General features: G+C 73.6%; 15 protein-coding genes. 7 read left to right on the top strand and 8 right to left on the bottom strand.

Annotated features, from left to right (window positions below; genetic code table 11):
- The first annotated feature begins 8 nt into the window (after window positions 1-8).
- Window positions 9-359 (top strand): LapA family protein, encoded by a 351-nt coding sequence (locus CRP39_RS05965; RefSeq protein WP_097205329.1) that lies wholly within the window; start codon window positions 9-11, stop codon window positions 357-359.
- 11 nt (window positions 360-370) lie between these two features.
- Here CRP39_RS05965 and CRP39_RS05960 read toward each other — a convergent pair whose 3' ends face one another.
- Both CRP39_RS05960 and CRP39_RS05955 read right to left on the bottom strand, forming a co-directional pair.
- Window positions 371-1,207 carry a DUF2182 domain-containing protein gene (locus tag CRP39_RS05960; protein WP_097205327.1) on the bottom strand — a complete coding sequence of 279 codons (837 nt, stop codon included), beginning with the start codon at window positions 1,205-1,207 and terminating at the stop codon, window positions 371-373.
- 4 nt (window positions 1,208-1,211) lie between these two features.
- On the bottom strand, window positions 1,212-1,814 hold the full coding sequence (locus tag CRP39_RS05955) for a DUF1326 domain-containing protein (RefSeq protein WP_097205326.1): 603 nt from the start codon (window positions 1,812-1,814) through the stop codon (window positions 1,212-1,214).
- A gap of 191 nt (window positions 1,815-2,005) precedes the next feature.
- On the opposite strand from CRP39_RS05955, the gene CRP39_RS05950 reads away from it, so the two are divergent.
- From CRP39_RS05950 to CRP39_RS05940, 3 genes are all read left to right on the top strand, one after another.
- On the top strand, window positions 2,006-3,850 hold the full coding sequence (locus CRP39_RS05950; RefSeq protein WP_097205324.1) for an acyl-CoA dehydrogenase: 1,845 nt from the start codon (window positions 2,006-2,008) through the stop codon (window positions 3,848-3,850).
- Between the two features lie 168 nt (window positions 3,851-4,018).
- On the top strand, window positions 4,019-4,234 hold the full coding sequence (locus CRP39_RS05945; protein WP_097205322.1) for a hypothetical protein: 216 nt from the start codon (window positions 4,019-4,021) through the stop codon (window positions 4,232-4,234).
- A 33-nt stretch (window positions 4,235-4,267) separates the two neighbouring features.
- Window positions 4,268-4,459 carry a hypothetical protein gene (locus CRP39_RS05940; RefSeq protein ID WP_097205321.1) on the top strand — a complete coding sequence of 64 codons (192 nt, stop codon included), beginning with the start codon at window positions 4,268-4,270 and terminating at the stop codon, window positions 4,457-4,459.
- 82 nt (window positions 4,460-4,541) lie between these two features.
- On the opposite strand, the gene CRP39_RS05935 is transcribed toward CRP39_RS05940, so the two are convergent.
- The 5 genes from CRP39_RS05935 to CRP39_RS05915 form a co-directional block, all read right to left on the bottom strand.
- Entirely contained in the window at window positions 4,542-5,147 is a 606-nt protein-coding gene (locus tag CRP39_RS05935; RefSeq protein WP_097205319.1) for a response regulator transcription factor, read from the bottom strand.
- Window positions 5,144-6,346, bottom strand: a complete 1,203-nt coding sequence (locus tag CRP39_RS05930) for a sensor histidine kinase (RefSeq protein WP_172442312.1) — start codon at window positions 6,344-6,346, stop codon at window positions 5,144-5,146. The genes CRP39_RS05935 and CRP39_RS05930 overlap by 4 nt, the downstream gene beginning before the upstream one ends.
- 47 nt (window positions 6,347-6,393) lie before the next feature.
- Window positions 6,394-7,191, bottom strand: coding sequence for an ABC transporter permease (locus tag CRP39_RS05925; protein ID WP_097205316.1), 798 nt, complete (start codon window positions 7,189-7,191; stop codon window positions 6,394-6,396).
- Window positions 7,192-7,313: 122 nt separating this feature from the next.
- Window positions 7,314-8,291: an ABC transporter ATP-binding protein gene (locus CRP39_RS05920; protein ID WP_097205315.1), complete on the bottom strand. Its 978-nt coding sequence runs from the start codon at window positions 8,289-8,291 to the stop codon at window positions 7,314-7,316.
- Between the two features lie 166 nt (window positions 8,292-8,457).
- Complete coding sequence (locus tag CRP39_RS05915; protein ID WP_097205313.1) at window positions 8,458-9,831, bottom strand: MFS transporter; 1,374 nt, start codon at window positions 9,829-9,831, stop codon at window positions 8,458-8,460.
- A gap of 94 nt (window positions 9,832-9,925) precedes the next feature.
- On the opposite strand from CRP39_RS05915, the gene CRP39_RS05910 reads away from it, so the two are divergent.
- The 3 genes from CRP39_RS05910 to CRP39_RS05900 all read left to right on the top strand — a co-directional run bounded on the left by CRP39_RS05910 (window position 9,926) and on the right by CRP39_RS05900 (window position 12,507).
- The gene (locus CRP39_RS05910; protein ID WP_097205311.1) at window positions 9,926-10,681 is read left to right on the top strand and encodes a 3-hydroxybutyrate dehydrogenase; all 756 of its coding nucleotides are present in this window, start codon (window positions 9,926-9,928) and stop codon (window positions 10,679-10,681) included.
- Window positions 10,682-10,774: 93 nt separating this feature from the next.
- Entirely contained in the window at window positions 10,775-11,680 is a 906-nt protein-coding gene (locus CRP39_RS05905; protein ID WP_097205309.1) for a 3-methyladenine DNA glycosylase, read from the top strand.
- Window positions 11,677-12,507 (top strand): tyrosine-protein phosphatase, encoded by an 831-nt coding sequence (locus tag CRP39_RS05900; RefSeq protein WP_097205308.1) that lies wholly within the window; start codon window positions 11,677-11,679, stop codon window positions 12,505-12,507. The genes CRP39_RS05905 and CRP39_RS05900 overlap by 4 nt, the downstream gene beginning before the upstream one ends.
- Window positions 12,508-12,732: 225 nt before the next feature.
- On the opposite strand, the gene CRP39_RS05895 is transcribed toward CRP39_RS05900, so the two are convergent.
- Window positions 12,733-13,509 (bottom strand): IclR family transcriptional regulator, encoded by a 777-nt coding sequence (locus tag CRP39_RS05895; protein ID WP_143426578.1) that lies wholly within the window; start codon window positions 13,507-13,509, stop codon window positions 12,733-12,735.
- Between the last annotated feature and the right edge of the window lie 409 nt (window positions 13,510-13,918).

Raw genomic sequence — 13,918 nt, 5'->3', positions numbered from 1 at the left:
CTCGACCCGTGACGTCTCCCGGATCGCCCGTCGACCCCCTGAGCACCCCCTCCGGCACCGGCTACGGCACACCGGGTACTGCCGGCGGCTCCCCCGCGCCCGCCACGACCGGCCGGACCACGCCGCAGCGGCACGCCGGCCGCACCATCGGGCGCACCCTCGCCCTCGCCCTGCTGCTGACGGTCACCGTCATCCTGGTGCTGTTCGTCGTCTTCAACACCCAGAACGTCGACATCAGCCTGGTCTTCGGCAACGTCAACGCCCCGCTCGTGGTGGCCCTGCTCATCGCCGCCGTCCTGGGCGCGCTGGTGGGCTGGCTGAGCAGCCTGGTGCTGCGCGCCCGCCGTCGGAACCGCTGACGACGCTCGCGCTAGTCGTCCATCGGCGGCATCTGGTCCATCTCGTCCACCACGTCGGCGCCGGGGACGCTGAGGGCCGGGATCGCCTCGGGGGCGGCAACCAGCAGCACGGCCAGCGCGAGCAGCAGTGCCGTCGTCCCGAGGGTCGCCACCCGGCGCCACGGCAGGGTCTTCTCGACCGCGATCAGGCCGGCGACCACGGCCATCCACACCAGGCTCATGACGCCCAGCGCGAACAGCGACGCCATCAGCGCCCAACAGCAGCCGACGCACCAGGCGCCGTTCCGGGCCCCCATCCGCAGCGCACCCCCGGGGCCGTCCCGCCAGGAGCCGAGCAGGAAGCCGAGCGGACTGCGGCACTTGCCGAGGCAGACGTCCTTGAGCGGGGTCAGCTCGTAGACCGCCGCGACGGCGAGCGTGCCGGCCGCGACCCACCTGCCGGCGCGATCCCACGCGAGCACGTCGCCCGCGAGCCGGTCCACGGCGGTCAGGAGCGTGAAGGCGACCAGCCCGGCGGCGGCCCACGTGACCAGGTAGCCCGCCACGAACAGGGCGGGCGAGAGCGGAGAGCGCTGCCGGGTCATGCGGGAGTACAGCGCGACCGTCGGTGCGACCGACGGGAACATCATCGCGGCCATCATCACGACCCAGACCCCGAGGAACCAGCCCAGCGTCCCGAGACCGCTCCACGGTCCCTCGTCCATGCCGCGCATCTGCCGAGCCGTCCACCACCAGCCGACACCGGCGAGAGCGAACAGCGCGACGACCAGGCCGAGGCGGACCCGGACGGCGGCGAACGCCGGCGCGAGGCCCTCACCCGGAACGCGGTCCTGCGCCCGGACGCTCATCGGGTCAGGCGGACCAGGTGAACTCGGCGGTGGACAGGCCGGTCCTGCCCTCGTACGCGATACCGAACGCGTTGATCCGCGAGCGCCGGGCCTCCGCCATCGTCAGGTTCGACCCGACCGGGTGGAACATCCCGTCGAACTGGACCGGCCGCCCGTTCTCGACCCCGAACGGCACGATGTCCTGGACCTCGAAGTCGATCGCGTCCCCGACGCGCACGCTGTGCAGCAGACCGTCGTCGCGGATCTCGATGGCGGCCCGCTCGACGCCCACGATCTCCCCCACGAGCGGGGCGAGCGCGGCCATCGGGCCCCCGAGCTGACCCCCGAAGACCTTGACCAGCTTGTCGAACTGGTCGTCGGTGGCCTGGTCGTCGACGAACATCCCGAGGCGCCAGTTGCCGTCGGTCATGACCTTCGGGGTGTCGATGATCGTCACGACCCGACGGCCCCGGACGTCGGTGCCGTCCACGTCGCCCTCACGGATGTCGAAGGCCAGCGTCGCCCGGCAGAAGTCGTACGTGGCGCCGTGGTCGAACGTGAGGTTGCACGGACACATCAGCTCACACGAGCAGGTCTCTGCGTAGCTGCCCCTGAGGTTCCACACCATCGTCGGCTCCCTCTACGAGGCATCCAGTGTCCTGCCGCCCGACCACGGGGGTCAACCACCACCGCGGGGCGCTCACCGCCACCGCTCCCGACATCCCTCCGACGGGTCCTTGCTCTGGTTACCGGCCGGTAATACCGTTTGTTACCCGCGAGTACCCCCTCGTGGGACGCCGGCCCGGGAGCACGTCACACATGAGCCACTACACCGCGAACCTGCGCGACCTCGAGTTCAACCTGTTCGAGTTCCTCGACACCAAGGACCGCTTCGGCACCGGCCCGTTCGAGCAGATGGACGCCGAGACCGCCCGCGGGGTGCTCGCCGAGATCCGCCGGCTCGCCGAGGGCCCGATCGCGGCCTCCTTCACCGATGCCGACCGCAACCCGCCGGTGTTCGACCCCGCCACGCACGCGGTGACGCTGCCCGAGTCGTTCAAGGAGTCGGTCGAGGCGCTGCACGCCGGCGAGTGGTACCGCCTGGACCTCTCCGAGGAGCTCGGCGGCTTCGGCGCGCCCGCGGCCCTGACCTGGGGCGCGTTCGAGATGGTGCTCGGCGCCAACCCGGCGGTGTTCATGTACGGCTCCGGCCCGGCGTTCGCCCAGACGCTGTTCGACCTCGGCACCGAGGACCAGAGGAAGCTCGCCCGCCTGATGATCGACCGGGGCTGGGGCGCCACCATGGTGCTCACCGAGCCCGACGCCGGCTCCGACGTCGGCGCCGGCCGCACCAGGGCCGTGCAGCAGCCCGACGGCTCCTGGCACATCACCGGGGTGAAGCGGTTCATCACCTCCGCCGAGCACGACCTGTCCGACAACATCGTCCACCTGGTGCTGGCCCGCCCCGAGGGCGCGGGGCCCGGCACCAAGGGGCTGTCGCTGTTCGTCGTCCCCAAGTTCCACGTGGACCTGGAGACCGGTGAGCCGGGCGAGCGCAACGGCGCCTACGTCACCAACGTCGAGAAGAAGATGGGCCTCAAGGTCTCCACGACCTGTGAGGTCACCTTCGGCGACGGGCCGGTGCCGGCCAAGGGCTGGCTGGTCGGCGACGTGCACGACGGCATCGCCCAGATGTTCAAGGTCATCGAGTACGCGCGGATGTTCGTCGGCACCAAGGCGATCGCGACCCTCTCGGCCGGCTACCAGGTGGCGCTGGACTACGCGAAGAACCGCGTCCAGGGCGCCGACCTCACCGCCACCAGCAAGGACGCCCCGCGGGTGACCATCACCCACCACCCCGACGTCCGCCGCTCGCTGATGCTGCAGAAGTCCTACGCCGAGGGCATGCGCGCGTTGTACCTGTACGCCGCCGGCTTCCGCGACCAGGTGACCCAGGCCGAGGCCGCCGGCACCGCCGACAGCGAGGAGGCTCGACTGGCCGCCCGGCTCAACGACCTGCTGCTCCCCGTGGTGAAGGGCTTCGGCTCGGAGCGGGCCACGCAGCTGCTCACCGCCGAGTCGCTGCAGACCCTCGGCGGCTCCGGCTTCCTGCAGGACTACCCGGTCGAGCAGTACATCCGCGACTCCAAGATCGACACCCTGTACGAGGGCACCACGGCGATCCAGGGGCAGGACTTCTTCTTCCGCAAGATCGTCAAGGACGGCGGCGTCGCGCTGACCTGGCTGGCCGCGCAGATCCAGGCCACGGTCGAGGACGAGGCCGGCAACGGCCGGCTCAAGCAGGAGCGCGCGCTGCTGGGCACCGCCCTCGGTGAGGTCCAGCAGATGCTCACGGCGATGTTCGGTCACCTCACCGCCGCCCAGCAGGACGTCACCAACCTGTACAAGGTCGGCCAGAACACCTCGCGGCTGCTGCTGGCCACCGGCGACCTGGTCACCGCCTGGTTGCTGGTGCGCCAGGCCGAGGTGGCGCTCACCGCCCTCGCCGGCGAGGTCCGGACCGCGGACCGGCACTTCTACGAGGGGAAGCTCGCCGCCGCCCGGTTCTTCTGCACCCAGGTGCTGCCCCGGCTCTCGTCGGAGCGGGCCGTCGTCGAGCTGACCGACAACGCCCTGATGGAGGTCGACGAGGCCGCCTTCTGAAGAAGGACCCCCCGTCCCTCCCACCCTCCGCCAGCGCAGGGTGGACCCGGCACGGCGCCAGAAGACGGCCGGCGGCCGTCTCCCTCGCGGGAGGCGGCCGCCGGCCGTTTTCCCGGGAGCAGTGGCGGGCAAGGTCCCGGGGACACCGCCGTCGCACAGGAGGTTCCCGTGACCGACCCGCAGGGCAGCGACCGGATCCAGCAGGACATCCCGACCGCGTCGGGAAGCGGCGACAACAGCAGCACCGGCACCGGTTTCGACGACGTCCCCCTCACCCGTGAGGAGGCGGTGGAGCGGGACGCCGCCCAGCCCGACGACCTGCCGGCCAAGGCCGACAGCGACCCGGCGCGCGCCGAGCGCGGCGGGTCCGGCGGCAGCGTCTGAGCCCCGGCGACCACGACCACCTGGAGGAGCAGCATGAGCGCACCCGACCCGACCGGCTACCACGAGGGCGAGGACGTCTCCGACGGCCCGAGCAGCGGCAACCTGATCGACGGCGTCCCGGGCGAGGACCGTCCCGACGGCGGCGAGCAGGACGTGACGCTGACCACCGACGACGAGGCCCAGCGCGACGAGGGCACCGCCCGTCCGGGCAACGCCGCGTCCTGAAGAAGGTCCCGTCCTCCGCGCCCTCCGGCCCCGTCCAGGGGCCCGCCCTGAGCTTGCGAAGGGTGGGGAGGAGGGGGTCCTTCTAGATCCACCCGTGCCGGCGCGCGGCCTGCACGGCCGCGTGCCGGTTGGGCGCACCCAGCTTCGCCGCCGCGGCCGACAGGTGGTTGCGGACCGTCCCCGGTGACAGGTGCGCGCGGGCGGCGATCTCCTCCACCGGCGCGCCCCCGGCCGCGAGCTCCAGGACGTCGGCCTCGCGCGGCGTGAGCGGGCTGTCGCCCGCGCTGATCGCCTCGGCGGCCAGCTCCGGGTCGACGTAGCGGCCGCCGCGGTGCACGGTGCGGACGACGTCGGTGAGCACCGGCGCGCTGACCGTCTTGGGCAGGAAGCCGCGCACCCCCGCCTCCAGCGCGCGCTTGAGGTGCCCGGCGCGGCCGTGGCCGGTCACGATGACGGCCGCGCAGCCGGGCACCGTCGTCGCCAGCTCGGCGGCCACCGTGATCCCGTCCCGGTCGGGCATCTGCAGGTCGAGGACGGCGACGTCCGGGGTGTGCGCCCGCGCCATGGCCAGCGCCTCCTCCCCCGAGGCCGCCTGGGCGACGACCTCGAGGTCCTCCTCCAGCGCCAGCAGCGCCGCCAGCGCGGAGCGGATCAGGTTCTCGTCGTCAGCGAGCAGCACCCGGATCACGCCGGCACCCCCACCGGCAGGGATGCGGTGAGCACGAACCGGTCCCGCTCGCGCCGGGTGGACAGCCGGCCACCGGCGACGGCCAGCCGCTCGGCCAGGCCTGTGAGCCCGCTGCCCCAGCCGCTGCCGGACCCCGCCACGCCGTCGTTGGTCACCGTCAGCTCCGCCTCCCCGCCGGCCGTCCGCAGCTCCACCGTGCACTCGGTCGCCCGGCTGTGCCGCAACACGTTGGTCACCGCCTCCCGCACCACCCAGCCCAGCGCCGCCTGCACCGGTTCCGGGAGCGCGGCACCGCCGTCCTCCCCGCTCACCGTGCAGCCGACCCCGGCGGCGCGCAGCACCGACCGGGCGCCGGCCAGCTCGCCGGCCAGGTCGGTGCGCCGGTAGCCGCGGACGACGTCGCGCACCTCCCGCAGCGACTCCTCGGCGACCCGGCTGATGTCGGCCAACTCCTCGGCGGCGCCGTCGCGGCCGCGGCGCACGAGCTCGGCGGCCAGCTGGCTCTTCACCGCGATCGCCGACAGGTTGCGCCCCATGACGTCGTGCAGGTCGCGGGCGAAGCGCAGCCGCTCCTCGGCGACGGCCAGCTGCAGCTGCGCCCCACGGCTGCGCTCCATCTCGCGGACGACGTCGAGCACCCACACGGAGAACCGGAAGGCCAGGGTCAGGAACGTCGAGGTGGCGCCGACGACGATGGCCAGGACCGCGCCGACACCGAGGGGCGCGCCGATCGCCAGGACGACGATCCCGGTCGCCCCGCCGATGCCGGAGCCGGCCCGCGTCAGCGTGCGGGTCGGCCACACCGTCGAGGCCGCGACCAGCGCCATGGCCGGGGGCATGGCCACGCCCCAGGGCAGGGCGGGTGTGTCGGGGGCGTCGGGCGTGAAGGCGAGGACGGCCGCGGCCGCGGCGGCCACGGCGGCGGCCGCGGCGGCGAGCGCCGGGCGGCGCGGCAGCCCGCGGCCCTCCCCGTGCGCGGCCAGGCCGGCGCGGGCCAGCAGCACCGCGGTGGCGGCCACCGCGACGGAGGCCAGGACGAACACCGTCGTCGCCGGCTGGACCCGCTGGGCCGCGGAGCCGGCGATCCCGAGGGCGAGCAGCGGGGCCATCGCCAGCCAGATGTAGAACGACCAGCGGGTGTACAGCTCGATGCGCTGCGGCGCCGTGCGGTTCTCCCACCAGCGGGCGACGGTCGGCACGGCGGTCATGCTGCCGTACCGACCGCGCCCGCCCGGATCGGCCCAGATCACCTGCGCGGCGCCCAGCGGAACACCCGGCCGGCCAGGAGGCCGCCGACGATGGTCCACGCGGCCAGGACCGCCAGCGGGAGGACCGCCGCCGACCAGGCGCCGGCCAGGTCGACCGCCCGGCCGTCCCACGCGCGGCCCGTGAGACCGAGCTGGGCCAGCTCGACGACCGGCGTGAGCGGCAGGAACCGCAGGACGCCGGCGAGCGCCTCGGGGAAGACGCTCAGCGGCGTGAACAGGCCGGAGCCGACGGTGGCTCCCATCACCAGGGGCAGCGTGGTGATCTGGGCGCTCTCGGCGGTGCGGGTGAACGCGGTGCTGGCCGCGGCGAGCACCACCATCAGCGCGGCGCCGAGGACGAGGGCCAGCAGCGGCAGGACGACGTCCACCGGGGCGGACCACTCGCCGATCACCGTCACGCCGGCGGTGACGAGCGCGACCTGGGCGAGGGTCACCAGCAGGGTCGGCACGGCGGTGCCGAGCAGGATCTCCGGCCCGGTGAGCTCGCCGGTGCGCATCCGCTGGAGCACCAGGTCCTCGCGGCGGGCGACGTAGGTGGTGACCAGGTTGTAGTAGGTGACGAACAGCAGGGTGATGCCGAGGCCGGTGACGACGAGCTGGTTGCCGCCGGCGGTGTCGAGGCCGATGGCCCGCACCGCCGCGACCAGCAGCAGCGGCATGAGCACGGAGTTGACGACGGCGGTGCGGTTGCGCAGCAGCAGCCGGGTCTCGGCGCCGGCGAGCGCGAGCACGCGGCGGCGGGCGCCGGAGGCTGTGGGGGCGGCGAGCACGGTCATGGTGGGTCTCCTCAGCGGGGGTGCGGAGTCGATCGGGGTGCGGTTCCCGCCCTCGAGCGACTCCGCTGCGGGTCGGGCGGCGGGGTCGGGCGGCGGGGTCGGGCGGCTGGGTCGGGCGACAGTCAGGCGGCGGGGTCGGCTGCGGCGGGCTCGGCTGCGGCGGGCTCGGCATCGGCGACCGCGAGGAAGGCCCGCTCGAGGGAGGCAGAGCGGGCCTGCAGGCCGGCCAGCACGACCCGGTGCTCCGCGGCCCAGGTGAGCAGCGCGGTGAGCGCCGGCTGCAGGGCGCGGGTGTGCAGCTCGACGTCCGGACGCCGGGTGTGTGCCCGCACCCCGGGCAGCGACGGCAGCGCCGGGGCGTCGGCGGTCAGGGTGAAGGTGATCGTGGCCGGCTGGGTCGCGGCGATCTCCTCGCGGGTGCCGGCGAGCACGATCCGCCCGGCCCGCATGATCGCGATCCGGTCGGCGAGCTGCTCCGCCTCCTCGAGGTGGTGCGTGGTGAGCACGACGGCGGCGCCGTCGTCCACCAGGCCGCGGACCAGCGTCCAGACGCTGCGCCGGCTCTCCGGGTCCAGCCCGGTGGTGGGCTCGTCGAGGACCAGGACGGCCGGGCGGCCGAGCAGCGCCAGCGTCAGGTCCAGCCGGCGGCGCTCGCCTCCGGAGAGGCTGCGGACGCGGACGTCGGCCCGGCCGGCGAGGTCGACCATCTCCAGCGCCTCGCCGACCGGCCGCGGATCGGTGAGGGTGCGCCCCCAGGGCCGCACGGTCTCCGCCACGGTGAGGTCGCCGGGCAGCCCGCTGGCCTGCAGGAGCACCCCGAGGTGCCGGCGGACGGCGGACCGCTCGTGCTGCGGGTCACGGCCGAACACCCGCACGGAGCCGCCGGAGGGGGCGGCCAGGCCCTCGAGCACCTCCAACGCGGAGGTCTTGCCGGCGCCGTTGACGCCGAGCACCGCCAGCACCTCGCCGGGGTGGACCTCGAAGGAGATGCCGCGGACCGCCTCGAACGACCCGTAACGGCGGCGCAGGTCCACGACCTCGACGGCGGGCACGGTCGGCGGGACCGGCGACGGCGGGGCGGGGGCGGTGGTCGGGTGCACGGGGCCTCCTCGGTGCGCCCGCCGGTCGGGGATCCAGCCAGTGCTCCCGGGCGCACCTCCGAGGCTGCCGCCGTCCCGGCCCCGACACAGGTGCCGGTTCTCACGACTTCCGGCGACGCGGCCCACGGACGGCCCATGACACGTGTCATGGGCCGCCCGTGGGTGCTCAGACCGACGTGGAGCGGCGCTCCTTGACGACGACGGCCTTGTCCGCGGCGAGGTCGCGCCGGCCCGTCTCCCCGTAGGTCGCAACGGCGAGCAGCGTGACGACGGCACAGGCGACGATGTAGAGGGCGACGGCGAACTCGTTCGGGTCGTCGAAGCTGCCCAGCAGCGCCAGGGCGATCAGCGGCGCCGGGGCGCCGGCCACCAGGGAGGCGAGCTGGGCGCCGATCGAGACACCGGTGTAGCGGGCCTTGGTGCCGAACAGCTCGGAGAAGAACGCCGCCTGCGGGCCGTACATGGCGCCGTGGAAGAGCAGCCCGACGGTGATGGCGAGGACGGAGAGGAAGAAGTCGCCGGTGTCGAGCAGGCCGAAGAAGGCGAACGCCCACAGGCCGACACCCAGGGCACCGAAGAGGTAGACCGGCTTGCGGCCGATCCGGTCCGACAGCGCGCCCCACAGCGGGATGGTCACCAGGTGCACCGCCGAGGCGATCAGGACCGCGTTCAGCGCGAACGACGAGTCCAGCCCCACGACGTTGGTCAGGTAGGTGAGGCTGAAGGCGGTGAGCAGGTAGAAGGAGACGTTCTCGGCGATCCGCGCCCCCATGGCGGTGAGCACCTCGCGCTTGTAGCGGGTGAGCACCGTGACGATCGGCGCCTTCTCTGCCACCCCGCTCGCCGCGGCCTTGGCCTCGGCCTCCCGCTGGGCCTCGAGGAACACCGGAGACTCGGACACCGTCAGCCGCACCCACAGGCCGACCAGGATGAGCACCGCGGACAGCAGGAACGGGATCCGCCAGCCCCAGGCCTCGAACGCCTCGTCGGACTGGAACGTGGCCAGCAGGGCGAGGACGCCGGTGGCCAGCAGGTTGCCCGCCGGTGCGCCGGCCTGCGGCCACGAGGCCCAGAAGCCGCGGTTCTCCGGCTTGCCGTGCTCGGAGACGATGAGGACCGCACCGCCCCACTCGCCGCCGAGGGCGAAGCCCTGGACCAGCCGCAGCGCGATGAGCAGCACCGGCGCCAGCACGCCGACGGAGCCGTAGGTGGGCAGCAGCCCGATGCAGAAGGTGGCCCCGCCCATCATCATCAGCGAGATCACCAGCAGTTTCTTGCGGCCGAGCCGGTCCCCGAAGTGGCCGAAGACGAGCGCGCCCACCGGGCGGGCGAAGAAGCCGACGGCGTAGGTGGCGAACGCGGCCAGGACGCCGACGAAGGCGTCCTGCTCCGGGAAGAACAGGGGGCCGAAGACGAGCGCGGCGGCCGAGCCGTAGAGGAAGAAGTCGTACCACTCGACGGTCGTGCCGATGATGCTGGCGCCGACCACGCGGGCGAAGTTCGAGCCCGAGGGCGCGGTGGACTGCGCAGGCGCGGACATGGGTCTCCTACTCGAGCAGTTCCGGAACGGTCGGTATCGACGCTAGGTCCCCGTGGCGTGGCCCACCATCCGAGGCTGTGCGACGGTGGCGGCCATGGAGGCGACGGGCACGCTGGCGGGACGACGGGCACTGGTCACGGGAGGGGCGTCGGGCATCGGGCGCGCCTGTGTGGAGCGGCTGGCGGCGGCGGGAGCGGCCGTCGTGGTGCTGGACCGGGACGGCGACGCGGCGAAGGAGGTGGCCGCGACCGTCGACGGGACGGCGATCGCCGCGGACCTGACCGACCTCGACGGCATCGACTCCCTCGACCTGGACGTCGACGTCCTGGTCAACAACGCCGGGCTGCAGCACGTCGCCCCGCTGCACGAGTTCCCCGTCGACCGGTTCTCGCTGATCCTCCGACTGATGCTCGAGGCGCCGTTCCGGCTGGTCCGCGGCGCGCTCCCGCACATGTACGGCCGGGGTTGGGGGCGGATCGTGAACGTCAGCTCGATCCACGGGTTGCGGGCCTCGGCGTACAAGAGCGCGTACGTCACCGCCAAGCACGGCCTGGAGGGGCTGTCGAAGGTCATCGCGCTGGAGGGCGCCCCGCACGGGGTCACCTCGAACTGCGTGAACCCGGCCTACGTGCGGACGCCGCTGGTGGAGGGGCAGATCGCCGACCAGGCGCGGGCGCACGGGCTCTCGGAGGACGAGGTCGTGGAGCAGGTCATGCTGGCGCCCGCTGCGGTGAAGCGGTTGATCGAGCCGGAGGAGGTGGCCGAGGCGGTCGCCTACCTGTGCTCCCCGGTCGCCGCCTCGATCACCGGCAGCTCGCTGGTCATGGACGGCGGCTGGAGCGCCCACTGAGGAAGGACCCCGTCCCCCTCACCGCTCGCAGGCTCGCGGCGAGCCTCTGGACAGGGCTGACGACGCTGCAGCCGGGCCGCATACGCTGGGCGGGTGCGCGCTGAGGCCTGGCAGGAGGGGGCCCGGGCACACGCGGAACGGGCCGATGCGCTGACCGCCGGGCACCGCGCCCGGAAGGCGGCCGGGCAGCGGCACGCGGTCGAGGACTTCCTCTACGAGTACTACGGCACCCGCCCGTCGGTGCTGCGCCGCTGGCACCCCGGCGCCGGCACCGCGCTGGCGCCGTCGGACGACGGTCCGGCTCCGCACGCGGCCTGGCGCTGGTACGCGACGGACGACGACGGGACCGCCGGCCTGGACGAGGCCGCGTTCCTCGCCGACCGCGGGGACACCGTGCGCTTCGTGCACCGGTTGCTGGCCGCCACCGCCTCGCGGCCGGCGTTCGCCGGCTGCTTCGGGCTGCACGAGTGGGCGATGGTCTACCGGCAGGACGAGCACCGCCACCCGCTGCCGCTGCGGCTGGGCCGGGCCGGCACCGACGCCGTGGTCGAGGCGCACCCGATCCGCTGCACGCACTTCGACGCCTACCGCTTCTTCACCCCGGCCGCCGCGGGGCTCAACCAGCTGCGGCCGACGCGCGCGAGCCAGCCGGACCTGGAGCAGCCGGGCTGCCTGCACGCGACCATGGACCTCTACAAGTGGGCCACCAAGCTGGGCCCGGCCGTCCCTGGCGACCTGCTGCTGGACTGCTTCGAGCTGGCCCGGGACGTGCGCGAGCTGGACATGCGTGCCTCCCCCTACGACCTGCGCGGCTACGGGCGGGCCCCGGTCCGCATCGAGACACCCGAGGGGCGCGCGGAGTACGCCGCCACCCAGCGCGGCTTCGCCCGGCGCGGCGCGGTCCTGCGCGAGCGGCTGACGGCGGTCACCGGGGCGTTGCTCGCCGTCCCCGGCGACGTCGCCGCGGCGTCCCCGGCGGGTCGTACCGTCGGGAGGTGACCTCCACGCGCACCGACCGCTGGCTGCGGCTCGACGGCACGACGAACACCCGCGACCTCGGGGGCCTGCCCACGCACGACGGCGGGACGACGCTGCCCGGACGGGTGCTGCGCAGCGACAACCTGCAGACGCTGACCGAGCCCGACGTCCGCCGGCTGGTCGACGAAGTGCGGCTGCGCGAGGTGGTCGACCTGCGCACCACCGCGGAGGTGCTGCTGGAGGGGCGCGGCCCGCTGCGCGCGGTGCCCGGCATCACCCACCGGCACTTCACCCTGCTGCCCGAGCGTGGCCACCACACCGACGTCTTCGCGGTGGAGGAGGCCGAGGTGCCCGAGCTCCCCGCGGACTGGGCGGAGTCCCTGCTCCCGCGCCAGGTGGCCGAGCACGACGCGGGCGAGCCGCCGGCGGTGCGCTCCTACCTCGGGTACCTGACCCACCGGCCGGAGAACGTGCTCGGCGCCCTGCGGGCGATCAGCGCGGGCACCGGCGGCGCCGCGGTGGTGCACTGCGCGGCGGGCAAGGACCGCACCGGGGTCGTCGCGATGTTCTGCCTCGCCGCCGCCGGCGTGCCCGCCGAGGAGATCGTGGCCGACTACGCCCTGACCGCCGAGGTGATCGACGCGCTGGTGGCCAAGCTGGCCGCCTCCCCCACCTACGCCGAGGACATGACCCGCCGCGACGTCGCCAGCCACACGCCCCGGGCGGAGACGATGAACCGGCTGCTCACCCTGCTCGACGACCGGCACGGCGGCCCACTGGGGTGGCTCACCGAGCACGGCTTCGGCCGGGAGGAGCAGGCCACGCTGCGCGCCCGCCTCCGCGGCTGACACGGTTCTCCTGCGCGATCGTCCGAGGACACCATCCGGAGATCCACGGCCACGCCGAGCAGGGTGTGAGCCATGGGCTGCAGCCGGGTGGTGGACCTCGATGCGCCGCCGGCCACGACGGTGCCAGGAAGGGCACCCGTCCGCGCAACTGCTACACAAGGCACGTCGCCATCAAGGGAAGTGTAGGAGATCTGAGGGGCGGCTCGACCCCGCCCCGAGGCGCCGTCAACGACTGTGATCGGCCCCACTCAGGCGTTTCTGCGCCTCGGATGTGGCGTCGTGCAGTGCATCGACGTATCCCGGCAGGGCACTCCTGTCATAGCGAGAGCTGGGAATCGACACGGACATGCCCGCCAGGGGGCGCTGCGCACCGTCCAGGAGGCAGGCACCCACCGCGACGACACCCTGCTCGCTCTCCTCCTGGTTGAGCGCGTAACCCTGCTTGCGCACCGTCTCGAGCCCACGATGCAGACCGGCGAGGCTCAGGGTGGTGCCCCGCCACGGGGCGAGCCCAGTGCGATGGAGCTGATCCACCTCGACCCGCGGCAAGCTCGCGAGCATCGCCTTCCCGGTCGAGGAGCAGAACGCGGGCATGCGCCGTCCGACCCGCATACCCACACGGAGGGCGTGCTCCCCCTCGACCCCGTCGATGAACAGGACATCCGCCCCGGACAAGACCGCCAGGTGCGTCGTCTCGTTCGTCTTCTGCCTCAGGAGCTCGAGCGCCGGCCGGACCACCCTCGTCAGCGCCGCACGTGACAGTGGCGCCGCGACGGGGTCCGCGATCTGCGGCCCCGGCCGATAGCGACGCTCGCGATCCTGCACAGCGAAGCCCCGGTGGCAGAGGGCCGACAGCAAGCGATGCGCAGTGGACGGCGCGACGTCGAGTGACTCCGCGGCCGCGGTGACGCTGAGAGCGCCCTGCTGTCGGAGCATGATCAGCAACCGGAGTGCTCGATCGACGGCCGTGACGGGCAGCGGCGCTGGGACCTCATTCCGCATCACGGAATGGTGCCTCGTGCTGGTTGCCGCGTCGAGGTCCGCCTCCTAGCTTTCCCGGCATGTCGTTCTCCACCAGCCGATCACCAGCGATGCACATCTGTCGCATGTCCCCGCCGCTGGTGGGTCGACCCTCTTACTGTTGTGATACAGGTCACCCAACGGTGTGACGGTGCCCTGTCCTCCGCTTCCCCAGCTCTGATCAGGCTGTTCGCCGTCCGGCCGCAAGGCCCCGACTGGAGGAGACCGCAGTGGACCGTTCTGGCTGGAAGGGCGTCGGCTTGGCCCGCTCCCACATCCGCACACGAGGCGGCGTTGGTCTGGCGGTCGTGGCCGCCCTCTCCCTCGTCCTGACCGCATGCAGTGGCACGGCGAGTGCCGACTCCGGCGGCGGAGGGGCATCAGTCATGCC

Source organism: Geodermatophilus sabuli (assembly GCF_900215145.1).
Classification (GTDB): Bacteria; Actinomycetota; Actinomycetes; order Mycobacteriales; family Geodermatophilaceae; genus Geodermatophilus; species Geodermatophilus sabuli.
The sequence above is the reverse complement of the archived record's forward strand: the minus strand, read 5'-3'. Positions and strand labels throughout refer to the sequence as shown.

Excerpts from the sequence above, each read along its gene's own strand:
- CRP39_RS05960 (WP_097205327.1), bottom strand. The coding sequence starts at position 1,207 with ATGAGCGTCCGGGCGCAGGACCGCGTTCCGGGTGAGGGCCTCGCGCCG.
- CRP39_RS05955 (WP_097205326.1), bottom strand. The coding sequence starts at position 1,814 with ATGGTGTGGAACCTCAGGGGCAGCTACGCAGAGACCTGCTCGTGTGAG.
- CRP39_RS05950 (WP_097205324.1), top strand. The coding sequence starts at position 2,006 with ATGAGCCACTACACCGCGAACCTGCGCGACCTCGAGTTCAACCTGTTC.
- CRP39_RS05940 (WP_097205321.1), top strand. The coding sequence starts at position 4,268 with ATGAGCGCACCCGACCCGACCGGCTACCACGAGGGCGAGGACGTCTCC.
- CRP39_RS05925 (WP_097205316.1), bottom strand. The coding sequence starts at position 7,191 with ATGACCGTGCTCGCCGCCCCCACAGCCTCCGGCGCCCGCCGCCGCGTG.
- CRP39_RS05915 (WP_097205313.1), bottom strand. The coding sequence starts at position 9,831 with ATGTCCGCGCCTGCGCAGTCCACCGCGCCCTCGGGCTCGAACTTCGCC.
- CRP39_RS05910 (WP_097205311.1), top strand. The coding sequence starts at position 9,926 with ATGGAGGCGACGGGCACGCTGGCGGGACGACGGGCACTGGTCACGGGA.
- CRP39_RS05895 (WP_143426578.1), bottom strand. The coding sequence starts at position 13,509 with ATGCGGAATGAGGTCCCAGCGCCGCTGCCCGTCACGGCCGTCGATCGA.